General features: G+C 38.3%; 25 protein-coding genes. 17 read left to right on the top strand and 8 right to left on the bottom strand.

Annotated elements, in window-relative coordinates:
* Nucleotides 1–679 precede the first annotated feature (679 nt).
* The 6 genes from JOD18_RS04250 to JOD18_RS04225 all read left to right on the top strand — a co-directional run bounded on the left by JOD18_RS04250 (nucleotide 680) and on the right by JOD18_RS04225 (nucleotide 6,080).
* The gene (locus JOD18_RS04250; protein WP_204667704.1) at nucleotides 680–1,330 is read left to right on the top strand and encodes a helix-turn-helix transcriptional regulator; all 651 of its coding nucleotides are present in this window, start codon (nucleotides 680–682) and stop codon (nucleotides 1,328–1,330) included.
* A gap of 1 nt (nucleotide 1,331) precedes the next feature.
* Nucleotides 1,332–2,138 carry a pyruvate, water dikinase regulatory protein gene (locus JOD18_RS04245; protein WP_204667703.1) on the top strand — a complete coding sequence of 269 codons (807 nt, stop codon included), beginning with the start codon at nucleotides 1,332–1,334 and terminating at the stop codon, nucleotides 2,136–2,138.
* Nucleotides 2,139–2,167: 29 nt separating this feature from the next.
* On the top strand, nucleotides 2,168–3,136 hold the full coding sequence (locus tag JOD18_RS04240; RefSeq protein ID WP_204667702.1) for a 2-hydroxyacid dehydrogenase: 969 nt from the start codon (nucleotides 2,168–2,170) through the stop codon (nucleotides 3,134–3,136).
* Nucleotides 3,137–3,576: 440 nt separating this feature from the next.
* Entirely contained in the window at nucleotides 3,577–3,804 is a 228-nt protein-coding gene (locus JOD18_RS04235) for a hypothetical protein (protein WP_204667701.1), read from the top strand.
* Between the two features lie 432 nt (nucleotides 3,805–4,236).
* Nucleotides 4,237–5,058, top strand: coding sequence for a sirohydrochlorin chelatase (locus JOD18_RS04230; protein WP_275582960.1), 822 nt, complete (start codon nucleotides 4,237–4,239; stop codon nucleotides 5,056–5,058).
* Complete coding sequence (locus JOD18_RS04225; RefSeq protein ID WP_204667699.1) at nucleotides 5,043–6,080, top strand: anthranilate phosphoribosyltransferase; 1,038 nt, start codon at nucleotides 5,043–5,045, stop codon at nucleotides 6,078–6,080. Before JOD18_RS04230 ends, JOD18_RS04225 begins: the two co-directional genes overlap by 16 nt.
* A 347-nt stretch (nucleotides 6,081–6,427) precedes the next feature.
* On the opposite strand, the gene JOD18_RS04220 is transcribed toward JOD18_RS04225, so the two are convergent.
* Entirely contained in the window at nucleotides 6,428–7,057 is a 630-nt protein-coding gene (locus JOD18_RS04220; protein WP_204667698.1) for a precorrin-2 dehydrogenase/sirohydrochlorin ferrochelatase family protein, read from the bottom strand.
* 183 nt (nucleotides 7,058–7,240) lie between these two features.
* On the opposite strand from JOD18_RS04220, the gene JOD18_RS04215 reads away from it, so the two are divergent.
* The 8 genes from JOD18_RS04215 (at nucleotide 7,241) to JOD18_RS04180 (ending at nucleotide 14,933) form a co-directional block, all read left to right on the top strand.
* Complete coding sequence (locus JOD18_RS04215) at nucleotides 7,241–7,849, top strand: alpha/beta hydrolase (RefSeq protein ID WP_204667697.1); 609 nt, start codon at nucleotides 7,241–7,243, stop codon at nucleotides 7,847–7,849.
* A gap of 553 nt (nucleotides 7,850–8,402) precedes the next feature.
* Complete coding sequence (locus JOD18_RS04210; RefSeq protein ID WP_204667696.1) at nucleotides 8,403–9,185, top strand: SurA N-terminal domain-containing protein; 783 nt, start codon at nucleotides 8,403–8,405, stop codon at nucleotides 9,183–9,185.
* Between the two features lie 196 nt (nucleotides 9,186–9,381).
* Entirely contained in the window at nucleotides 9,382–9,747 is a 366-nt protein-coding gene (locus JOD18_RS04205) for a GntR family transcriptional regulator (protein ID WP_204667695.1), read from the top strand.
* Between the two features lie 17 nt (nucleotides 9,748–9,764).
* Nucleotides 9,765–10,664, top strand: a complete 900-nt coding sequence (locus tag JOD18_RS04200; protein ID WP_204667694.1) for an ABC transporter ATP-binding protein — start codon at nucleotides 9,765–9,767, stop codon at nucleotides 10,662–10,664.
* A complete protein-coding gene (locus JOD18_RS04195) occupies nucleotides 10,639–12,606 on the top strand; it encodes a DUF6449 domain-containing protein (protein WP_204667693.1) in 1,968 nt (655 codons plus the stop codon). The genes JOD18_RS04200 and JOD18_RS04195 overlap by 26 nt, the downstream gene beginning before the upstream one ends.
* Nucleotides 12,607–12,635: 29 nt before the next feature.
* Complete coding sequence (locus JOD18_RS04190) at nucleotides 12,636–13,145, top strand: RNA polymerase sigma factor (protein ID WP_204667692.1); 510 nt, start codon at nucleotides 12,636–12,638, stop codon at nucleotides 13,143–13,145.
* Nucleotides 13,146–13,342: 197 nt separating this feature from the next.
* Nucleotides 13,343–13,600 (top strand): hypothetical protein, encoded by a 258-nt coding sequence (locus tag JOD18_RS04185; protein ID WP_204667691.1) that lies wholly within the window; start codon nucleotides 13,343–13,345, stop codon nucleotides 13,598–13,600.
* Between the two features lie 292 nt (nucleotides 13,601–13,892).
* Complete coding sequence (locus JOD18_RS04180) at nucleotides 13,893–14,933, top strand: lactonase family protein (protein ID WP_204667690.1); 1,041 nt, start codon at nucleotides 13,893–13,895, stop codon at nucleotides 14,931–14,933.
* A gap of 61 nt (nucleotides 14,934–14,994) precedes the next feature.
* Here JOD18_RS04180 and JOD18_RS04175 read toward each other — a convergent pair whose 3' ends face one another.
* From JOD18_RS04175 to JOD18_RS04165, 3 genes are all read right to left on the bottom strand, one after another.
* Nucleotides 14,995–15,162, bottom strand: a complete 168-nt coding sequence (locus tag JOD18_RS04175; RefSeq protein ID WP_204667689.1) for a hypothetical protein — start codon at nucleotides 15,160–15,162, stop codon at nucleotides 14,995–14,997.
* Nucleotides 15,163–15,185: 23 nt separating this feature from the next.
* Nucleotides 15,186–17,120, bottom strand: coding sequence for an aconitate hydratase (locus tag JOD18_RS04170; RefSeq protein WP_204667688.1), 1,935 nt, complete (start codon nucleotides 17,118–17,120; stop codon nucleotides 15,186–15,188).
* A 449-nt stretch (nucleotides 17,121–17,569) separates the two neighbouring features.
* Nucleotides 17,570–18,244 carry a BMQ_0737 family morphogenetic spore coat protein gene (locus JOD18_RS04165; RefSeq protein ID WP_204667687.1) on the bottom strand — a complete coding sequence of 225 codons (675 nt, stop codon included), beginning with the start codon at nucleotides 18,242–18,244 and terminating at the stop codon, nucleotides 17,570–17,572.
* 306 nt (nucleotides 18,245–18,550) lie between these two features.
* Here JOD18_RS04165 and JOD18_RS04160 point away from each other — a divergent pair, with 306 nt between their 5' ends.
* Nucleotides 18,551–19,555: a hypothetical protein gene (locus JOD18_RS04160; RefSeq protein WP_204667686.1), complete on the top strand. Its 1,005-nt coding sequence runs from the start codon at nucleotides 18,551–18,553 to the stop codon at nucleotides 19,553–19,555.
* 61 nt (nucleotides 19,556–19,616) lie between these two features.
* Here the strand turns inward: JOD18_RS04160 and JOD18_RS04155 are convergent, their stop codons facing one another.
* From JOD18_RS04155 to JOD18_RS04140, 4 genes are all read right to left on the bottom strand, one after another.
* Nucleotides 19,617–20,120: a hypothetical protein gene (locus tag JOD18_RS04155; RefSeq protein ID WP_204667685.1), complete on the bottom strand. Its 504-nt coding sequence runs from the start codon at nucleotides 20,118–20,120 to the stop codon at nucleotides 19,617–19,619.
* 442 nt (nucleotides 20,121–20,562) lie between these two features.
* Nucleotides 20,563–20,874, bottom strand: coding sequence for a hypothetical protein (locus tag JOD18_RS04150; RefSeq protein WP_204667684.1), 312 nt, complete (start codon nucleotides 20,872–20,874; stop codon nucleotides 20,563–20,565).
* Nucleotides 20,867–21,427 carry a hypothetical protein gene (locus tag JOD18_RS04145; RefSeq protein WP_204667683.1) on the bottom strand — a complete coding sequence of 187 codons (561 nt, stop codon included), beginning with the start codon at nucleotides 21,425–21,427 and terminating at the stop codon, nucleotides 20,867–20,869. Before JOD18_RS04145 ends, JOD18_RS04150 begins: the two co-directional genes overlap by 8 nt.
* 99 nt (nucleotides 21,428–21,526) lie before the next feature.
* A complete protein-coding gene (locus JOD18_RS04140; protein ID WP_204667682.1) occupies nucleotides 21,527–22,177 on the bottom strand; it encodes a BMQ_0737 family morphogenetic spore coat protein in 651 nt (216 codons plus the stop codon).
* A 503-nt stretch (nucleotides 22,178–22,680) separates the two neighbouring features.
* On the opposite strand from JOD18_RS04140, the gene JOD18_RS04135 reads away from it, so the two are divergent.
* Nucleotides 22,681–23,094, top strand: coding sequence for a M67 family metallopeptidase (locus tag JOD18_RS04135; protein WP_204667681.1), 414 nt, complete (start codon nucleotides 22,681–22,683; stop codon nucleotides 23,092–23,094).
* Between the two features lie 340 nt (nucleotides 23,095–23,434).
* The coding region (locus JOD18_RS04130) for a helix-turn-helix domain-containing protein (RefSeq protein ID WP_204667680.1) at nucleotides 23,435–23,662 on the top strand (228 nt) is incomplete at its 3' end.

The following is a 23,662-nucleotide window of genomic DNA, read 5'->3' as shown; positions in this document are numbered from 1 at the left end:
GTGAGTGTATTTCTCACAGATGGTTAGCGAAACTTATCAGGAAGCAAGGCACATATAAAAAGTACACTCCATGCTTGAATAAATCAAAAAGCCATGAAGGAGAAAGTATCCCCAAGAGAGCGGTCGTGATAAAGTGAGACTTCCATTTGTGAGTGTATTTCTCACAGATGGTTAGCGAAACTTATCAGGAAGCAAGGCACATATAAAAAGTACACTCCATGCTTGAATAAATCAAAAAGCCATGAAGGAGAAAGTATCCCCAAGAGAGCGGTCGTGATAAAGTGAGACTTTCATTTGTGAGTGTATCTCACAGAGACTTCCTTCGGCCTTTCTTTCAGGCGGATAGTTTGATAACATTTCTCGCTGGATAGGTAATATGTTATGATGACTAGTAGGAAGATGTACAAAAACAGCTTGTCCAAATGTATATGGAACATCTTACAAAAATGGTGGAGGCAACGCAGCACTTTTCCTAAATTGCCGATTCGACATACCAAAAGGCAAGAAATTAGCATTTGTTGTGCATACCCTTTCATTTGTTTTGTAAGAATTGATGGATGATGGTCTCAGAAAAAACTAAGGCTTTCGTCATAAAAACTTGTAAATAGGCCGGGTTTTTGTTCTGTTGTTTCAAACAAGTAAAGTAAGTGTTTGTTTGCGAAGAATCAGGAGGAAAAAAATGATTGACTTTACAAAACGACAAAAGGAAATTATGAATATTCTAGGAAAACATGAACCGATTACCGCTGAACAAATTGCTGAAATGCTAGGTGTCAGCAAAGGTACACTGCGTTCTGATCTAGCCGTATTAGTTATGACGGGACATATCGAGGCCAAACCAAAGGTAGGCTATTTTTTGGCGAAGGAATCCAGTAGGTTAAGTCAACAGGATATTTGGAAGCAGACACTTGTCAAAGACATCCAAGGTGTTCCAATAACGATTCCATCAACAACTACCGTAAAGGATGCCGTCATTTCTTTATTTATGGAGGATGTTGGTTCATTGATTGTAGTCGATGAACAGCAGCATTTAGAAGGGATTGTTTCCCGAAAAGACCTGCTGAAAGTGACTTTAGGAAATGCAGAAGCAGCTCATATGCCTGTTCATTTAGTGATGACTCGACAGCCTAAGGTTTATACGGTATCCGCAAATAAAAGCGTTTACGAAGCAGCTAATATGATGGTGTACTATGAAATTGACAGCTTGCCAGTGGTAAAAGAAAATCATCAAAATAAAGAGAAGGTGGTTGGAAGAATTACCAAGACACACATAGTAAAAGCAATAGTGGATAATCAGTTTGATAACCTGTATAAACGGGGGGATGAATAAAATGGATGAGAAAGCATATGTATTTGTCTGTTCAGATGCCGTAGGGGAAACGGCAGAGGCAGTTGTTCGAGCTACGATTAGACAGTTTGCCAATAATAATGTCCAAGTTAAGCGCTACAGCCATATTCAAACAGAGGCAGAGATCGAAAAAATTATTGAAGAGATTCAAGATAAGAATGGATTTATTGTCTATACATTAGTACAGCCAGAACTGCGTGCAAAAATGAAAGAAGATACGATTGCCGCAGACGTTCGTGCTGTCGACCTAATGGGACCGATGATGCAAGCCTTTATTGATACGTTTAATCGTAAACCTATGCCGGAGCCGGGGCAGCGTCAAGTTTTGGACGAAGAATACTTTAGAAGAATTGAAGCGGTAGAATTTGCTGTTAAATATGATGATGGTAAAGACCTTAAAGGATTATTACTAGCTGATGTGGTTCTTGTTGGTGTGTCACGTACATCGAAGACACCATTAAGTATTTTTCTTGCCCATAAAGGGATTAAGACAGCCAATTTACCAATCTTGCCGGATATGGAAGCGCCTGAGGAGTTATTAAGGCCTTTGGATCGTATGATTGTCGGATTAACTATCAATGCTGATCAATTACTTAAGATTAGAACAGCCAGGTTAAAAACATTAGGTTTACCTGCTAATTCCAGATATGCCTCAATGGATCAGATTGAACGTGAATTACAGACGGCAAATAAACTAATGAAGAGACTGGACTGTCCAGTTATCAATGTGTCAGACAAGTCGATTGAAGAAACGGCTGGTGTCATTATCGAGATGTTGGCCGAACGATAAATAAACAGGTGTTAACAGGAGGGCATATGATGAAAAAGAAAATACTTGTGACAGAAACGATTCCCAATTCAGTTAGAGATATGCTGGAGGCAGAAGTATCGGTTAAAGAGTGGGGCAATTCTAAACAAATGCCGCGAGAAGAATTATTAGAAATGATTGGGGAGTTTCATGGGCTGTTAACTTCTAAAGATAAAATAGATCAAGAACTGCTGCAGGCTGGAACCAATTTAGAAGTGGTCAGCAATATTTCTGTCGGCTATGATAATATGAATGTAGCCGCAATAAAGGAGGCAGGTATCTTAGCTACACATACACCTTATGTACTAGATGAAACGGTGGCTGATTTGATCTTTGGTTTGATATTAAGTGTAGCCCGGCGCATCCCGGAATTAGATCAATATGTCAAACAAGGCAAATGGACCAAGGCCATTGATTTGCCGGAATTTGGTCACAATGTACATAGTAAGAAATTGGGTATTATCGGCATGGGACGAATCGGTGAGAAAGTGGCCCGTCGAGCCAGTTTGGGCTTTAATATGGAGGTCTCCTATTATAATCGTTCACGTAATCAAAAAGTAGAACAAGCACTGGGTGTAACCTATCAATCATATAATAACTTGTTGCAAGACTCTGATTACATATTGTTAATGACACCATTAACAAATGAAACACACCATATGATTAATAAGGAAGCCTTTGAGAAAATGAAAGAGAACTGTTTCTTTATTAATGCCTCCCGTGGGGCAGTTGTCGATGAGAAAGCATTGATTACAGCATTAGAGAAAAAACAAATTGCTGGGGCTGGGCTGGATGTTTTTGAACAAGAGCCAATAGAACGGGATAACCCGTTATTAACCTTCTCTAATGTTGTTACGCTACCTCATATCGGTTCAGCAACAGCTGAAACAAGAGAAGAAATGAAAAAATATGCCGCAAAAAATATCCTACAGGCTCTGCGGGGAGAAAAGCCGGATGCACTAATTAAAGAGTTGCAGTAGAGATATGAACCAATCTGAAAATGAGGTCAAATCCTTGTAAGAAGTATGTGCTACTTAGTAAAACTTGGCGATAAGCCAAGTTTCTATGGTAAAAGCCCTAGTTTTGCTTATACAATGCTCCATAAATTTTTTCGAAAATTCCTATAGTGGAACGAAAAGTGTCCTATTAAAAATGTAGAGATTGGAGCGTCACAACGGAGATAAAGGAAACACGGCGACGGAAGGAGTCGATGTGGACTTATCGCAGGGCATGACGTGACATCTCTAAAGTTTGGCGCTTGGAGCTGGACATGGCTATTCTTGAATAAGAATGAACGCATGAAAAATTATATGCTTGCTGACCTTATAAAAAAGTATTTTCTATAAAAAAACACTTCCAAAATCGTGAAAGTAATGTATCATAGAATTAGAAAATAGTTATAGTTTAATGAGGTGTAATTGTGAGTATTTTAGGTGAAGCTATGAAAATACCTGTAGATAATTTCTTAGGTATGCTCTTATATGCAGTTATTTTTATTATTGCCGCAGTCGTTATCCTAGGGTTGATACTGTGGATTATCCCATTCAAGCTTCCATATGCTCTGAAAAGTCTGATTATGTTTATTGGAGTGGCTATCGTCTTATTTATATGGTGGAACACCATTGCCTCACCAGTGCTGCATTTATAAAGTGAAACTTCGTTCAGTGGGGGCTTTTAGACACACAGGACGTCGCAAACTTAGTCTGTTTGCATCCCAAACGTTAGTTGAATCAAATGGCTGTTACTGGCTGTTGAATCTTCCACTTAGAAATGACGTGTTTCCTTATTTCTTGAAGTGGGAGTCTTACAACCAGTTATACTGACTTTTTCAGTGTGAGGGGTCTATCTGAAATGGATCAAATATTCATGTCAAGCCCCTTCAAATCATCTATATATTGGAAATGAGGCCTGCAGATTAGTTGGCGTCATTTTTAAGGTATGTCTTTTCTAACCTTGTTGCAGTACATAGAATGTGGATAATACTCAAAGCTTATAGGCAAAAAGCCAGTATTTTAGCTGGCTTTTTGCTTTTAATCACGTTGGAAAACGCCTGTTTCCATCTTTCAGCTGCTTTCCATTTATGATAAACTATACCTATATAAATAGGGATTTTTTTACTAATATAAGTGTGAGGAGGATAAACATGGAAGCGATCATATACATATGTCATGGCAGTCGAGTAAAACAATCAAAGCATGAGTCCATGCAACTAATCAAACGTGTGCAACGCGAAGTTGATGTCCCTATTCAATCGGTTTGTTTCCTGGAATTACAAGAGCCGGGATTATCGGAGGCAGTAGCGGAAGTGGCAGAAAAGGGTGCTACTAGCATAGCTATTATACCAATCTTATTATTAACTGCAGGCCATGCGAAAAGAGATATACCAGAGCTGATTGAAAGAGAACAGGCCAAATACCCCGAAGTTGATTTTCATTACGGACGTGCTATTGAGGTAGATTCTCGTATGGTTGAGGCGTTAGCAGATAGAATTCGAGAATTGCCGAGTGATCAGCCAGAAACCTTTGATTTGCTGTTAGTTGGGAGAGGGAGCAGTGACCCAGATGTTGTTCACGATATGGAGCAAATCGCAGCCGGGCTTCAACCCAATTTCCCAAACAACTTGGTAGATGTTTGTTTTTTGGCTGCTGCTGAACCTAAATTTGAAGAATTGTTATTGGAAAAGGTAAAGCAAGGTAAATCGGTAATAGTGCTTCCTTATTTGTTGTTTACCGGATTGCTAGATAAAGGAATTAAAGAATATATTGATTCATTAGAAGTGCCAGCAGACCAGCAAATATTGGTTGCAGATTATTTAGGCCATCACTCCAATGTGGTTAAGATTTTGGTGGAAAGAACGGAAGAGGCTAGAAAAGGAGTGAACCGTCCATGCAGCAATGGATAAAGGAAGTAGCCAGAGGAAAAAAGGGAGCCAAAGATTTAAGCTACCAAGAGACGAAAGAAGTAGCCAATATCATAGTTTCCAATCAGGCAACATCAGCGCAAATTGCTGCTTATTTAGTTGGTGCCCGCATAAAGATGGAATCATCAGAAGAACTACTGGCATTTATTCATACACTTACACAACATGCCGAACACCTGCCATTACCGGAAGAGGTGCAGCGTCGAACGATTGATTTTGCAGGTCCATATAATGGCAGGCATTCTTTTGCTGCCACCATTCCTGTCTCACTATTATTAGCTGAGCAAGGGGTACCAGTATTTATCGCGGCAAGCGATACCTTGCCACCCAAATATGGCACTTCTTTAAAAGCAATTTTTCACGAGTTAGGTATTGCAACCAATTCAGACAGTCAAACTGCAGCTGCACAAATGCTGAATCATCAATTCGGCTTTGCTGATACCGAGCAGTATTGTTCCGTGCTTGCGCGATTGAGATCTTTAAGGGAAGAAATCGGAGTGCGTACCTTGTTTAACACAGTAGAAAAGCTTGTTAATATCAGCGGTGCCCGAAATATAATGCTTGGAGCTTTTCATCGCACGGCTATCAATAAGCTGTCAGACGTATTTGCACAGCTCGATTACCAACATGCTTATGTGGTCCAAGGTCTGGAAGGATCAGAAGATGTACCTGTTCATCGCAATAGTTTTGTCTTTGATTGGACACCAGAAGGCTTACAGTCCTTTATTGTTAAGCCACAGGAATATGGTTTGGCATCTAAGGATTTTGATAAAGAGCATAAACATTCTGCTATAGAGCAAGCAGCAATCATTCAAGCCATTTTCCATGGGGAGAACAAAGATAGTTATTATTATAACCAGGTTCTATTAAATGCTGGTTTACGTTACTATTTGTTTGGAGTGCTGCCAAGTATCGAAGAAGGGATAAGTCTTGCAGAAGAACAGATTCGTTCTGGTCGAGCACTGCGGCAATTAACAACCGTACAGGAATCTAATGGTAACTAGTTGTTTATAAAAGTGTGTGTACAAAACCAACATGTTCTAATCACAACAGGTAACATTGGGGTAACTAGTAAATGGATGTAAAAAAAAATGAGAATGGAAGAAAAGACGTAATAACTAAAAATGTGTGTATGACCACTTCTACCTTTTTCTATGCTCCATCTTATTCTTCTGTCAAAGCACTATTAAATAGCTAAACAGCAGCCTGGCACCGATATGCTAACGGAGCTTGGCTGTTTCATTTCTGTTTCTCAGATATGCAGGATTCTACCTCTTTCCAATCTTTAGAGGGCCGTTAAGATTTTCATAATAGGCCTAAAGAAACGGTCCCTTGACTACAATCCATCCCGTTACCTGTCTGAGTTGCCGTAACCTCTTTGTGTGACTTCCTTCAGCCAATCTTGTTGGGCTGGCAGGGAGTATATCGGATGATCGACAATTTCTTGCAATAGTTGCTGTCGTTCATCGCTGGAATGAATATGTGCTTTCACTGCTAAGCGGGCTTGATAAAGGAAGTCAATATAATCTTCGTAGGTGGTCGGCAGTTGTGCTTCCAGCTCTTGCCTTAGTTTCTTCGCTAAGATAGGACTGGAACCGCCAGTTGAAATAGCGATTTGCAATCGTCCTTTTGTTAATGTAACGGGAAAGGTGAGATTCCCTTTCTCTGCGTGATGAGCTGCATTAATCCAGGCAGTACTGGGGGCATGATCGAGTATATATTGATTGGTATCTTGGTCATTAGTAGCAATAATAATCATGTCTGCCGCCTCTAAGTGATGCCGCTGACAGTGTGCTGCCACCCATTCAATGTCATATTGCTTTATCAAGCGTTGAACAGCCTCTGTCACTTCAGGACTGATTAATGTGATGTTTTGCCGGAAGGGAAGCAATGTCTGCAATCTCCTTGCTGCTACTTTGCCGCCGCCAATTATGATGATTTGTTTCTTTTGTAAGTTGAGCAGAAAAGGTAAATAGGTCATGTGTAACCACCTCTGTTATTGTGTATTGTTGTACAAACTGTTCGTCTGTTTGATGATATTCTTATTTTAGTATGGGATGATAGCTTAAGCAAGCAGTTGACATGATGTGTGAAGTTTCTTACACTTGTAGGTAGAATGAATCGGTTATTATTTCGAATATGAGATATTGGAGTGGTTGTGACGATGAAGCATATTTTTAAAGAAGGAAAGAATTTACAAGGGCCGACATTATTATTATTGCATGGAACAGGTGGTACGGAATCGGACTTATTGCCTCTTGCAGAGATTATTGATCCCGCTGCAAATGTATTAAGTGTGCGGGGGAATATCTTAGAAAATGGTATGCCGCGTTTCTTTAGGCGATTAGCGGAAGGCGTATTTGATGAAGCAGACCTTATTTACCGGACAAAAGAGCTACATGAATTCTTAGATGAGGCAGCGGTAGAATATCAATTTGACCGTAATTATGTCATTGCTATCGGCTATTCCAATGGAGCTAATATTGCAGCAAGTCTGCTGTTTCACTACCAAGACGCCATGAGTGCTGCGATTCTTCATCATCCAATGGTACCTAGAAGAGGTATCGAGCTGCCTGATTTGGCAAGTATCAAGATATTTTTAGCAGCTGGCCATAATGATCCATTATGTACAGAACAAGAAACAATTGATTTGGAGCAGATCCTAACAGACAATGGTGCAGAGGTAGACATACACTGGGAATACAACGGTCACCAACTAAGCCGGACAGAAGTAGAAGCAGCAAGGGATTGGTATCGAAAAAAAATCAATTAATGAAGGAAACAGACGGAAATCACAGCTAATGCAGTTGGATAAACTTTGTTTGCAGAAAAAAGGAGATCAACACAGCGATGATGTTGGTCTCCCTTTTTATAGTATAAGCAAGCATAAAAAATAGGTGTGTAATCGCTCCAGAAATAGGCTCCGCGTTCCATGGCCTGGCGCTCTCAGCCTCCTCCGAAAAGAAGAGCTCTTTTCTGTACTGCTCCCCTCATGTTGGACACATTATCCAACATTAGAGGGTTAAGAAATGTCCAGGTTTACCAAAGCATTTAAATTGCCGGACAAGTCTTCTTCAAAGCGCACATAACATGTAGTCAGTCGGTGAAAATAATACATGCTTGTACTTTTTTCATATTTCTACTGTTTTTACACTTCTTGTACTTTTTATTGTAAGCATGTCCATTCAAACCTTGGCAACAGGGCGATTATCAGGTTACAAAATGTTTACAGGCCTAAAATATGGCATATTTATGATTTTGCATTTAGATAAAAGTATGCTACACTCGCCAAAAGGTAGAATAAAACAGAAAAGGATGTGTAATAGATGTATAAAAAAAGCTTACTAAGCATTGCATTTCTTATAATGCTTTCTATATTAGCTGCTTGTGGTGGTGATGAAGCAGATGAGAACGAAAATGCGGAAACCAACACAGGTGAACAAACAAACGAACAAGCAAATGAACCAGCAGAAGAGCTGGAAATGCCAGAGGCAGATTTAGAAGGGCTACCTGATGTTATTGCCGAAGTGAATGAAGCAGAGATCACGAGAGAACAGTTTGAAACGATATATACGATACAGTTTCAACAAGCGGCAATGCAAATGCAGATGACCGGCCAAGAATTGAACCAGGATGAATTGAAGCAGCAAGTAGCTGAAAATATGATTGATCAGCAACTATTGATACAGGCAGCAGATGAGCAAGGGATGGAATCTTCAGAAGATGAAGTAAATACAGTGATTAATGAGCTGCTAGCACAAAACGGTCTTGAATCTAAAGAAGATTTGATCACTGCTTTGGAAGAACAGGGAACAACTGAAGAAGATTTCATGCAGCAGGTAGAGGAACAAGTAAAAGTAGACAATCTGATAGCTAATGAATCTGGTGAATTAGAGCCCAGCGATGAAGAAGTCCAAGCGTTGTATGACCAGATGGTGGAACAGCAGGAACAACTCAATCAATCCGAAGAAGAGCAAGATATCCCTTCATTAGAAGAGGTAAGAGCGGATTTAGAGGATCAAATTGTTTTGCAAAAGCAATCAGAAGTAGCATTGGATATGATCAGTCAATTACGAGAAGATGCGGACATAACCAATCACCTAGGATAAACGTACAGACGAAGTTCGTTTGTAGCAAAAGAGTCGGGAAATCGATCTAACCATCGATTAGCCCGATTTTTTTTGATGGATATTTTTTTAAATAAAGACTTGCAAGTTTGCCAAAAAGATATATAATTAACTGTATTAAGAAACATAGTACAGTTAATACAATTGGTACAATTCATACACTGAAAGGGAGGGTGCCATGTTTGAACTAGATTTGCGTGATCGGAGACCGATCTATGAGCAGCTGGTAGATAAGTTTAAACAATTGATTTTCAGCGACATATTGAAACAAGATGAGCAGTTACCATCGGTTCGTTCATTAGCTCAAGAGTTATCGATTAATCCGAATACGATTCAAAAGGCTTATCGAGAATTAGAAACACAAGGATATATATATTCGGTCAAGGGGAAGGGGAGTTTTGTGAATCAATTAGCAGAAATAGATAACCGCTCCGAATTAGAGGAACTTAGCAAACAACTGCAAAAATTAATGAGAGAGGCTTTATTTTTAGGGATGACGAAAGAAGATTTATATCAGCTAATAGAAGAGAGTCAATCCTTGTGATCTAAGGGGGGAAGCAAATGATTCAGATTGAACAAGTAAGAAAGAAATTTGAAAAAAGCCTCGTATTGGAAAATGTAAACTTGACCGTGAAAAAAGGTTCGATATATGGTCTGCTAGGGTCAAATGGTGCAGGCAAAACGACTTTATTGAAAGCAATTGCCGGTATTATTAAACAGGACCAAGGCAGGGTTCAGATTGACGGCATGCCTGTTTTTGAGAATAGCTTACTAAAAGAACGGATCGTTTTCATTCCGGATCAATTATATTTCTTTTCACAATCTACAACCAAACAAATGGCAAGTTTCTATGCCAATATGTATCCTGATTGGGATCAACAGCGCTTTGAACATATCCAGCAATTATTAGATTTAAACCCGAGGGCGAAGATCCACAAGTTCTCAAAAGGGATGCAGCGACAAGTGGCTTTTTGGCTGGCATTATGTGCCAAACCTGATTATTTTATTCTGGATGAGCCCTTTGATGGTCTTGATCCAGTTATTAGACGGAAGATTAAATCATGGATTATTCAAGATGTGGCAGAACGGGACATGACAGTGTTGGTTTCCTCTCATAATTTACAAGAGGTAGAGGATATATGTGATGCCATCGGCGTGATCCACCGCGGCAAACTGCTTATCGAAAATAGCTTAGATGATTTGAAGTCAGATACACACAAGGTTCAGTTTGCCTTTAAACAAGAGGTAGATGACAGTTTATTTACTAAATTAGAGATTGTGGAAAAAGAACAGCGTGGCAGTGTCTATATTTGTGTAGTGCGCGGCAGTGCAAGTGAGATTGAGGAGACCATTGCAGCATATCATCCTGTCATTTTTGATCTTTTGCCATTAACGTTAGAGGAAATATTTATTTATGAAATGGAGGAGGCAGGCTATGCGATCGAAAATATTCTCTTATAAAAAAGAATTGGTCAAACAAGGTTTTCGATCAACAGGCTGGATTGGAATTGCTTATTTGTTTGTATTAGTGCTGATAATGCCCGTACAAGTGTTGATGGAAGTATCAAGTGCAAATTTCACCCCAACTCATTTTAACATTAACACAAATGAGCAAATGATGTTTATTCCATTAAATCAACATCTTCAGATTTTATTTATCATCATTTTCCCAATATTGTCGGCTGTCTTTGCCTGTCATTATATGCATAGTAAGGGCTCATCCGATTTTATGCATAGTCTGCCCATTAAACGGTCATCGATTTTTGCCCATCAGTTTATAATGGGATACATCCAATTATTCATTCCGGTGGCAATTACCAGTCTGTTGATGTGGGCATTATTAAGTGTAGATCATGTATCCGTTCTTTATCAAACTGACGATATTATTCATGGTTTCTATTATACGATGTTATTTAATACCTTGTTTTTTACCAGCAGTTTTTTTGTGGGGCATTTAACAGGTAATTCTTTCCTGCAAGGTGTACTTACTTATATAGGATTATTGTTTCCAACGGGAATTATTGTGCTTATTCAAAGTAACTTAAGTATGCTGTTGGTAGGATTTGGTGATAATAACTTATTTGATATATTTTTGAGAGAACTGTCTCCGATTATTTGGCTGGTTGAATACGCAATTTACTATCCGGTTGATAAGAATTTTTGGTATTACTGGGTTTTCTCTACGGGCTTTCTTATCGTTGCCTTTGTGTTATATCGGGTACGTCCAGCCGAGGCGACACAGCAAGCTTTTGCTTTTCGCATTATCAAGCCGATTTTTAAGTTTGGCTTAACATTCTGTATGATGCTGCTTGGCGGTTTTTACTTTGGATTAGTGCAAGGAGCGATGCTTTCTTGGCTGACTTTTGGTTATGCACTCGGTGCCATCGTCGGTTATTTATTGGCAGAGATGTTAATTCAAAAGACTTGGCGTGTTTTTTATCAGTGGAAGGGCTTTGTTATCTATTTAGGCATTTCAGCTATCTTGTTGTTGTCGGTTGTAATGGACTGGTACGGTTTTGAAAACAAGATTCCTGCTGCTGATCAAATAATAGGAGTAAAGGTAAACAGTGATTTATTCCCTGGCTATTATTATGATGCACCTGAAAGAACAGAAGATTTTTTTATTAAAGATAGACAAATAATTCAAGACGCACAGACATTACATGAACACCTGATTGAGGAAAATATAAGTAATGATCCTGACTACTATTGGAGTTATAACAATATAGGTATCGAGTATTTATTATCTAATGGAAAAACATTCAGCCGAGGATATTATGTTGATAACCTGGATGCATTGGATTCCTTTTTTGCGGTACTAAGCCAAGATGATGATTTTAAGAAAAGCCTGTTCCCTATGTTATTTGATAAAGACCTTGAATTAAAGCGGGTTTACTTATCCGGTTTTCAACAAACAAAAAATATAAAGGATCCTGAAACGATCAATAGACTGATGGAGGCATTGAGACAAGATTATCTGGGGATGGATTATCAAGAGTTGAAAGGATTACATGATTATCAAGGCCTGAGTATGGAATTTTATCCGAATGAGGCCAATAGTTATTATTATACAATTCCATTAACTTTTGAGCATGTAATAGACTTTCTAAAAGAAGAAGGATTACTCCAATTGGTGCAAATAAATGAGGATTCCGTACAAATGATTGCCATCATGGATCAACATGGTAATCCGGAGATGTTATATGACGCACCCTACGAGGAAATAGAGAATTTATTGAAGATCACTGATCGCAAGGAAATCAATCAATTAATTGATATCGAAGGAAATAAAGATGGTGAATGGCATATTGGTATATATGACAGGGAGAATATGCTAATCAAAAGTATGCCGATCGATAAGTCACAAGTACCAGCAACATTTATCGAGCGAATGGAGTTATAGAAACCCTTTAGAACAGGAGGAGAAATCAAATGGGGGATTCTAACATTTTTGAACGGATGGTAGGAAAATTCCAATCGATGATGCATTATACGGCATTTAAGGTAGTCAAAGATAAACAAATAGCTGAAGATGTCGTGCAGGAAGTATGGATCAAAGTGATTAACCAAGGGAAGAATTTGCCACAGATAGAGAAGTTAGGGGCATGGTTAAAGACGATCACGGTAAGAACCGCAATTGATCAATTGCGTAAAGAAAAACGATCCCATATGAATTTATTTCAAGAGGCCAACTGGATGGAAGAGCTGAATGTATGTGCTGGTAATTTTGTGGAAGACAGCTTGAATTGCTCGTTTATGTTAGAAGAGCTTGAACAATGTATTAGCAGCTACCAAACTCTTTTACCAGTATTTCAGCTGAAATTCAAACTAGAATTAGATGATCAACAAATTGCGGATATTTTAAATATTAGTTATGCAGCAGTGAAGACCAGAGTGTTTCGAACAAGACAACTGTTAAAGAAATCCTATTTAGCTGCTTAGAATATAGAACCACAAGAAACTTAGACATCTGTGGTAAATTGATAAAATGATAAATGACCAGAAACTGTCACAAGTTTCTGGTTTTTTCTTAGCGTAAATAGGTTTATAATGGAATCAGTATGGAATTCTAATCAGCGAGGTGCTGGGAGGATTTGATGCTGCGATAATTTTGTTTGATGTAAAAAAGGATGAGTCATGTGAGTTATGTATTATATGTAGTTATACCTTGGATCTTTCTCTGCTTATTTCTGGTAGGGATGATCTTTAGCTTGTTTAAGAAATTACCTTACTGGTGGGGCTTTTTAAGCTGTGCGGCAGGTGTTATTATTTATTTAATCGGTAATGAAGTAATTGGTGGTTATGATGGGATGAGTCTGAGTTTAATCGGGGCTTTGCCTTTTACGATTGGCTTATTTATTTTATTTTTTCTTTTTGTTGGTAATAAATTTCAATAATAAAATCAGAGTAAAATCGCCAAGATTGCAAAGAATAACATTTATCTACCAGAATGGAGGGATACATGTGAGAAGAGGAAGAGTCCTGCCTATCCTAGCCTCGATTGGCATTGGTGCCTATGCTTATTATCAAATGCGCAGAAAGAAAACAACGATGTAAGAGAAATGAAAAGGCTTGGCGGCTGCCAAGTTTTCTTTCATTTCTCTTTTTTGTTATAATAGGTAAGATCCCTGATCGCTATTCTCCATGTTTCAGTTATGGGGAATGCTGATAAAAGAAAGGTTGAGGAAAATGACGAAATACATAGGCTATATTGGTTCTTATACTAAAAAGGCAAGTAGAGGTGTATACCGGTTTGTTTTAGATACAGAGGCGAAGCAACTAAGTAATGTCGAACTGGCAGCACCACTGGATAATCCTACTTATCTAACGGTAAGCAAGGATAACCGTTATGTATATGCGGTTTCAAAAGAAGGGGATCAAGGCGGTCTGACTGCTTTTGAAATCACAGATGATCAAGGCAATCTCAAACAATTGAACAGCCAGACAACCCCAGGTTCTGCGCCATGTCACGTCAGTGTAGACAGTCATAACCAATTAGTGGTAACAGCAAATTATCATACTCAATTGGTGGAGGCCTTCCCGGCCAACCAAGATGGTTCTCTGCAGGCTCCAAGTTCTGTCAAGCAAGAAGGTAGCGGCCCGCATGAACGCCAAGAGAAACCACATCTGCACTATGCAGGCTATACACCAGATGAACAATTTGTAGTTGTAGTAGACTTAGGCAGTGACACGATTACGACTTATCGTCCGAATGACGGCACTTTAGAAGAAGTGAATGTATTAAAAACCAAACCAGGCAGCGGTCCGCGTCATTTAGCCTTCCATCCAAATGGAAAATATGCCTATGTGATGACAGAGCTAAGTAATGAAGTGATTGTCTTGTCTTATAATCAGGAAGATGGCCGTTTTGAAGAGGTGCAATATATCTCGACATTACCGGAAGATTTTACGGACAATAGCCAAGGTAGTGCGATCTATCTATCTTCAGATGGCCGGTTTGTTTATGCCGGTAACCGTGGACACAATTCGATTGCTGTCTACCGTGTATTGGATGATTTTACTGTTGAATTTATCGAGTGGACGAATACGGAAGGAGATTGGCCGCGCGATTTTGTCTTAGACCCGTCAGAGCAATTTATTGTTGCTTCTAACGAACAGTCAGGTACGATTGTGTTATTTGAACGGGATGCTGAGAAAGGTACATTAACTCTATTACAAAAAGATGTAGAGGCACCAGAAGCCGTTTGTTTGAAATTTTTGCATAATTAAAGGAAAAAGGACTAAGGGACAATTAGCTAATTAACCCTTAGTCTCTTTCTATGCTCTCCTGTTAATCAATTACACGGTTGTTGTCATCTACTTGTAGGTTTTCGGCCGTTTCGAAGACAGAAATAAATCCGTCGCCATGGCAAATAGAACATGTAAATTGCCATTGCTCATCATCCATTAATAATCCTGTTCCCTCACATGCTTTGCAAGCAAATTCTTGTGATCCCATTGCTAACTTCCTTTCTTTTGTTTTTAGTGTTTTTGTTTAATCCAATTAATAATCCCGCCTGCTAAGAGGATATCAAGATGCCGTTTGGTCAGGTCGTGTTGAACTGTAATGGCATGATCACTATCTTTAATCTGAATATCAAATTGCCGCTGATTCTGAATCGTATGATGGATATCACGAAATTCAAGGATATCCCTCTGATGGAGAAGATTATAATCTTCTTCCTGGACAAACGTTAATGGCAAGATTCCAAAATTAATCAAATTTTGCAGATGAATTCTGGCAAAGTCTTTGACAAGCACAACCTTCAGGCCTAAATAGCGCGGTGCAAGTGCAGCGTGTTCCCGACTTGAGCCTTGCCCGTAATTAAAACCAGCGATTACCATATGCCCGCCGTTATCTCTTTTTTTCATTGCCTTTTCATAATAATCTTCATCGATTATTTCAAAGGCAAAGGTACTGATCTTTTGAATATTACTACGGTAAGGTAATACCCGTGATCCGCCGGCAAGGATTTCATCTGTCGAAATATTATCAGCCATTTTTAATAGCACTGGCAGGTCAAAGTTATCCTCAAGCGGTTCAAAATCAGGAATAGTCGTAATATTTGGCCCTTTTTCTAGCTCAATATCGCTATTATCTGCAGGAGGTGCTTCTAACATACCTTGAGTAGAAAACGCTGTTGGTTCACTTATTTTTGGATAAGGGATATCCAATGTTCTCGGGTCGGTGATTACGCCTGTTAATGCAGAAGCAGCTGCTGTTTCGGGACTGCAGAGAAACACACTGTCTTCCCTTGTACCAGATCGTCCTGGAAAATTTCTAGGAGTTGTCCGCAAGCTATTGCGGCCGGTGGCTGGTGCTTGACCCATTCCAATACAACCATTACAGCCTGCTTGATGCATGCGGGCACCAGCTGCCAATAAGTTGGCAATATGTCCTGTTTCCACTAGCTGCTCTAGCAATTGACGGGAGGTAGGGTTAATATCAAACGAAATCCCAGCCGCAATTTGTCTGCCTTTGACTATTTCACTGGCAATAGCAAAATCACGATAACCTGGATTGGCAGAAGATCCGATGTAACTTTGATAAATGGCTTCACCAGCCGCCTCTGCAACTGGCATTACATTGTCTGGACTGGAAGGTGTAGCAATTAATGGTTCTAAGGAAGACAAATCAATTTGCTCATATTCATCATAGCTTGCTTGTTTATCTGCCTTTAACTCGATCCAATCTTCTGCACGACCTTGTTGTTTTAAGAAACGCTTTATTTCCTGATCAGAAGGGAATACTGTTGCCGTTGCGCCCAATTCGGCACCCATATTGGCAATGACATGGCGATCCATCGCCGATAATTCTTTGAGGCCTGGTCCGTAATATTCAATGATTTTACCAACTCCGCCTTTTACGCCATGCCGGCGTAACATTTCTAAAATGACATCCTTGGCACTAACCCAATCAGGCAGTTTACCTGTAAGCTCTACACCCATAATCCGTGGCATTTTTACAAAATAAGGTTCACCTGCCATAGCCATAGTGACATCAATTCCCCCAGCACCCATGGCCAACATACCCATACAACCATTGGCACATGTATGACTGTCTGAGCCTAATAAGGTCTTTCCCGGACGTGCTAGCTGCTGCATATGAACAGGGTGGCTGACCCCATTACCAGGTCTGCTGAAATAAATTCCAAATTTCTGTGCTGCACTCCGTAAAAATAAATGGTCATCGGCATTACGGAAATCTTCTTGGATTAAGTTATGATCTACATATTGTGCTGAGGCCTCTGTCTTGACCTTATCAATGCCCATGGCCTCTAATTCAAGCATGACCATCGTACCTGTTGCATCCTGTGTTAAGGTCTGGTCAATTCGCAGTCCGATTTCTTCACCAGCATTCATTTCTCCCGACAGTAAATGATTTTGAATTAACTTTTGAGCTACATTTAGCTGCATGTTTTTCTCCTCCTTATTTGGTGTACTGTCATTAGATTATGCTTATATAGTTATTATTACACATAGGAATTGAGGCTAAACGAGATATATTGAAGAAAAAGGGATTTCTTTTGTGATTATTAGGTTAATTACTTTATCCTGGTGCCATCGTCCGTATGCTTCCCACTGATTGGCAGCAGTCTCGCTTTATGTATTTACGTGTTTATCATCTATAAGGCTGTTTCCACAAGGTATGTTGTAAGGATAAATAAATGTGGATGGAAAATTCAATCTCCTCTGATGATCTCGCGTGTTGTGTTGGTTGTTTGCAATCTTAATCTTCTTATAGTACAAAAAATCCCCTTCCAGGAAGTCTTCTAAGAGCATCATTGCATGCTCTCTTTTTGGAATCTCTACCTGTAGGGGATATAACACCACTGCTCTTTTTTTTATTTCTATGCCCAGAAAACTTAGTCTTTTGCCACCTCGTCATTGTTTGGAAAAATTACTGGACACTGAGGCGGCATTGTTGGTGCAGGACAAGGAGGAATTGGGAGCATATCTCTTGGTTCACAGAATTCAGCAACAATCTCAAGTGTTACTTCAAATGTTGATTGAATGCTTTGACAAACTCGTACAGTAAGTGTGACATCCAGTTCATTTGGATCTACTGTTTCATCACAACAAGCTGTACATACAAAGCAATCCAAATCGGTGAAACTTACATTAATATCTGTTCCTTCTGGTGCACAAAGGATCACTTGCTCACAACGGTTGAATTCTGCTTCAGCTACTTTTATTGTACCTCCACCAGCTTCTGGAGTTAGATCAACGAAAATAGTGACTTCAAAACTTTTACGAATGTTTACCCTTTGTAAGATTACTTCAGTGCCATCAATAATTAACTCTTGATCTGTTCGATCCAAAATGACAATAGGATCTACAGCAGCAGGCACAACCGTACATGACACCGTATCGGTATCGATATCCTCACATGTTAATTGCTCTCCAGTATTTGGATTCAACGGTAATTCCAAATCTTTTAAATCTAAATCAAATGTTGCTTCATTGAGAATCCAGTCATACACCTTTTCTGTATTAATACAGAGGAGCTCTTGCCCTCCTGATAAATTATTTGCTTGCATTATTGCAAACACCTCCGAATAAGATAAATTTCTTTCATAGGTAGCTTATGAATAAACCATCCAAACGATATAGTGATATAGCGGAATTATCATGATAATCATATTTTTAGGTGAACACTATAATCATAACGGCCTCCAGATAATTTTAAACATCAAATGTAGCTGTGTTTAGCCTAAATAGGGAAATTTGTGCATAAAATGAGTATGTTAACACAATCTGTGATCTGTGATTAAAAACATGTACATTTGTCACATATTGATGTTTCATAAATAGTATATTAATGTGGTGAAAAAGGGTGAATAAAAATGTATAGATATGAGCTGTATAGTATTGAAGATATTGAGAACTTAAAAAAGGAACTCAATACCTACAAGCAAACCATTAAAACCATAACAGATGGTAATTTATTGGAAGATTATCTTAAGACGAAAGATGATTTTTATCACTTAAAAATAAGACTACTTGAATTAGAAGGAGACATGAAGGCTATGGAAAATAATTATCAAGAAGAAATATCCAATCATCAAATGGAGGAACGGCACCTCGCTAGTCAGTTTTCAGCTATTACAGCTTCCTTACAACAATTAAAGCAAGATGGGCAATTAATTAAAAATAAATTGGAACAGCTCCCCTGGGTTGAGCTTTCTGAAAAAATAAATCAATTAATAAGTGATCAGCAAATAACTGCCATGGAACAGAAAAAAGAGCTGGAAAGTTTGAAAGGGGAAATTGCTCAAATAACAGAATGGATGAGAATGAAAGAGGAAAGGGCACAGAACAACCTTTCACCAAAGAGATCGGAGTACAAACAATTACAAGGCATGTTACAGCCCTCGAACCATGTTGAACAATCCTTAAACAAAAAAAATAACCAAGTAAATAGGCAACACTATAGTCGTACCAAAATAACTAACGAAAAATCTTATTATACTGATCCACAACAAGAACAAAAATTACAAAATAGGGAAAAGGGGAAAATTCGTAATGCACCATATGATTTAAACAGAAATATTATAATTCGTAAAGAAACACCTAAAAGTAAATCAGAAAGTAAAGAGGCCCCCCGTGATACTAACCATACTTTACCTAATGAGGAAGAGACTATTTCTGTTCAAAATAATCATTTATCCCATGGCAATAACATAACAGACGAGCAAATACCCAGTATGGACATAGAAAAAACATTAACAGATGATCCGGAATCTACAGAAAAGCTAATAGAATCAGCGAATAGTAACACAGAGCATACTGATAATCTAAATAAAAAGTCAGAGCTTTCATCCTTTCTTTCTCTATTTAAAAAAGGATGAAGGGAACAAAAACTGAATCGGTGACATAAATTGTATCACCGATTCAGCTGCAGAATGTGTTTTATATAGTACCACCGTTGGATGGAGCAGGGAAATTAAATGATGGTGGAGTTCCTTGTGTTTTACAGCGGTTAGGATCTACGTCACACAAATTACCTTCCGCGTCTTTAATAACGGAACGCGTAACGGTAATCGTTGTACGCAATATTACTTTAATCAGGATACCTGATAATGTTACAACACCAGCAACGTCAAGACCCGGAACTTGCTGAGTGAAGATTCCTTCGATTTCAAATGGAGTTTCTTGCAGCATATCTTGCGGGCATGCTCCTGGAAAATCGGTATGTGCCTGGAAAGGAATACTTGTTGTAAACGTAATCGGAAGATCAATATTTAATACCGATATGGAAACAGTTGCCGGTATAAGCCCCATATTAACAACCTTATCTTCGATAATTCGAGCATTTCGCGTAATACCGTCTAGGTCAGGAGTAACGGTAATAGATAAGATATCACCAAGGATCGGTATTCCTAAATCGGTGAGCGGAATGAACCTTTCAGCCACCTTCTGGACGCTTTTGGTACCTACCAAGGAATTAACTAAGAAACAGTCACTATCTAATTTTGCAGGTTTTAGTTCACGTTTCTTAAAATTACATTTACAGGTGGCCTCATTTTTACAACATGAATGGTGGTGTGATCTTTGAGATTTTTTGTCAACCACTGTAACGTTTTTAAAACATTTAGAGGACATTACATCCTCCTCCTTTCGTGAATTCTGTTTAGAAAATAAATTATTATTTTCAAGATTATACTATTAGTTAAAGATGTCTTGTGACTGGACTTATGTATAAGCTGACACATATTTTATTATTATTCATTTAGTTTTGATGATAGAGGCCTGCTTTGAAGGGTGAATTGTTTCCCTCTATAGATAAAATCAAACAATGACCAGCAGATTTTTGATCCTGCTGATCATTCATGAAATGTAGCTTCTATTTACTCAATTAACTTTCAGATTGGTTTATTATTTTTTCAATCATATCGATAGTTTCTTCAAATGCGTGCTGACTATCTTGTATCAAAAGATCCAAATGTTTTTCGATTTCCTCTAGATTACATTCGTCAGTTTCTTGGCTATAATAGTCCTCCTCCATTTTTATAAGAAAATGAGCAATTAACACATTCATTAAATGGGTTTCCGAAAAAATAAAATGATTATTTCTTTGGTCATTGTTTTTCCAGTCTTCAAAATTTTCTTTCATATACATTTGCATCAACTCTCGGAATGTGGATTGGTGATCATCTGTATTATGCATCCGTATCCTCCTTATCTATTTGCCCACTCAGATTAATTTGGTTAAGTGCACTAATACCTTCTTTTAATTCATCCCCGTATGCAAAACCCAAAATACTTCCAGCATAAGAGGATACTGGTGACCATTTAATCTGAAAATCTGAAAATGAGAGTGTTTCCAATGGATGAAGTACTTGAAGATTATTTGGTTTTAGCCAGTATTCTTGTTTATCTGCTGGATCATTTATTTTTTCCCAAGAATTCGATAATTTGACTTTTTGGTTTGTATCTTTATGTAAGTACTTACCTGAAAATTCAAAGCATGAGGAGGGGGATAATTTTATACAAATGTAAGGGTTTGTCAACGGTTTTTCGCCAATATTATAAATGTGAAATGAACCCAAGCAGAAATTTTCAGCGCCAATTTTATGATAAATATTAGAATAATATGTAAAATAACTAATGATATTCAATTTTTCAGGTGCTTTTATTTCTTTCATTAATACATGTATTTTTTTTAAGTAAGAATTATTCATTTCATGCCATCTTGTCATTTTTTGTTTCACTTTATCCATTACATTCACCTCCACAGAAAATAAAGAGAGGAATTCCCCCTCTCTTTAAATCTATGCTGAAATTTATTTTGGTATTACTACTAATAATATTGTCAGTGGTTATGGAAAAACTACTGGACATTGAGGCGGACGGGTAGGTGATGGACAAGGAGGTACTGGAAACATATCTCTTGGTGTACAGAAGTCAGCTACTACTTCAATGGTTACTTCAAAAGTTGATTGAATGCTTTGGCATAGACGTACATTAATCGTTACATCAAGTGTGTTAGGAGTACTTGTTGTATCACAAGAAGCTGTGCATACAAAGCACTCTAGATCAGTGAAAGATACATGGATGTCTGTACCTTCCGGTGCACACAGCATTACTTGTTCACAACGTGTGAATTCTACTGTATCTATTTCAACAGTCATTCCTCCAAGGTTATCTATTAAATCCGCAAAAATAGTCACCTCAAATTTTTTGCGAATATTCACCAACTGTAATGTTACCTCTGCACCGTCCACTACAAATTGTTGATCCACCCGGTCTAAAATAACTATTGGATCAACAGGAGAGGGGGTAATCGCACAAGAAATGGAATCAACATTAATGTCGTTGCATTCTAATGGGAGTCCTGTAGCCGGATTAACTGGTAATTCCAAGTCAGCTAATGATAAATCGAACGCTGCTTCATTTAGAATCCAGTCATATACTTTCTCTGTATTAATACAGAGGAGTTCTTGCCCGCCGTTTAAGTTATCTGCTTTCATATTAAAAAAACACCTCCGAATATAAACATGATTAGTTTTCTACATAGATAGCATATGAAAGCATGCACTTACCCGTATAGTTGTTTGGCGGATTTGCCACCATTATTTTAATATAGAACATTGGTCTTAATGTAACCGCCCGTAAAGTTTTTAGGGCTAAAGAAGGTAAAGTGGTGGAGCAGGTGAACTAACATTTCCATAAAGCTCGTTCTATCTAAAATTAGATAATGACTGACTTGATGATAGATCAAATTTTTCTAATACCAATATGGAAGTTGATTGCATATGATGAGGTGGGTAATAAAGTGAAACTTCGTACAGTGGGTTTCGACGCATAGGATGTGCTAGTCAGACGTCGCGAACTTAGTCCTTTTCCTCTCTCCTCCCGCTGAACGTTAGTTGAACCAACCGGGCCGCTACTGGCTGTAAGCAGTTATGATAAGTGCTGGCAGGAAGGTTGAAAAATTGCTGCATTATATTCTATGTTAAAAAGTAGGGTGGATATGAAACGTGAAAAAATAATTATACCGCAAATATTGCATGATCAAATGGTAGAACACGGCAGAATGGCATTGCCATATGAGGCATGTGGCATGCTCTCGGGGAACCGCCAGGAAGTAATGTCAATTTGGCCGTTGCAAAATGAATGGAAATCCGACAGGCGTTTTTTTGTAAGTAAACAAGTAGTGGAACAAACCATACAGAAAGCAAATGATTTAGGTGAACAGATTCTGGCCATATATCATACTCACCCTTCGACTGAGCCTAAGCCGTCTCATTATGATATTAAAAATCATCTAGATAAAAACATAAAAATGGTGATAGTTTCCTATAAAGCAAATACGCCGACAGTAAAATGGTATCGGATCATGAATGATTATTATCAAGAGTGCTATGTTTCGATTAAGTCATCATGATCGCCCAATCAGTTCATCAAAAAATAACTACAATAAATGTAAGAGGAGTGGATGTTTTGAAGGCGAAGCAATTGAAAAAGCATGTAAGTCATAAAAAAACGAATAAGCCAATTGTAATGAAATCATCAGACATTAAACATTGGCCTTGGAAAAAAAGAGGTGGTTGCTGCGGAAAATAGAGTCAGAAAACGATTTCTTATTAAAAGAACTAGCAGATGAAATGATTATTATATCTAGTAAAAAAAAAGAGATACTTAGGCAAAGCACATGTGATATGCTCCCTTTATAGTAGACAGAGAAATAATAAAAATTCTCACCTATTATGAAGGGAGTATTTTGTATGTCTAAAAGAATGACCAAACAGGAGTTAGATGAACGAATTCAAATCGTACGGCAAGTATTAGAAAAGAGGAAACCTGTAGGGGCTTTAGCTAAAGAGTATGAAATAAGTAAATCGACACTTAAAAGCTGGGTTCGTAAATATCAGGCTGATGGAGTAGATGGCTTGAAAGAATCGAGAAGCTGGAAGTCCTATTCTGCGGAATTAAAACAACAGGCAGTCGAGTTT

It is taken from the genome of Gracilibacillus alcaliphilus, assembly GCF_016909015.1.
GTDB classification, from domain to species: Bacteria; Bacillota; Bacilli; order Bacillales; family Amphibacillaceae; genus Gracilibacillus; species Gracilibacillus alcaliphilus.
Note: the sequence above shows the minus strand (reverse complement) of the source record. Positions and strands in the feature narration are given on the sequence as shown.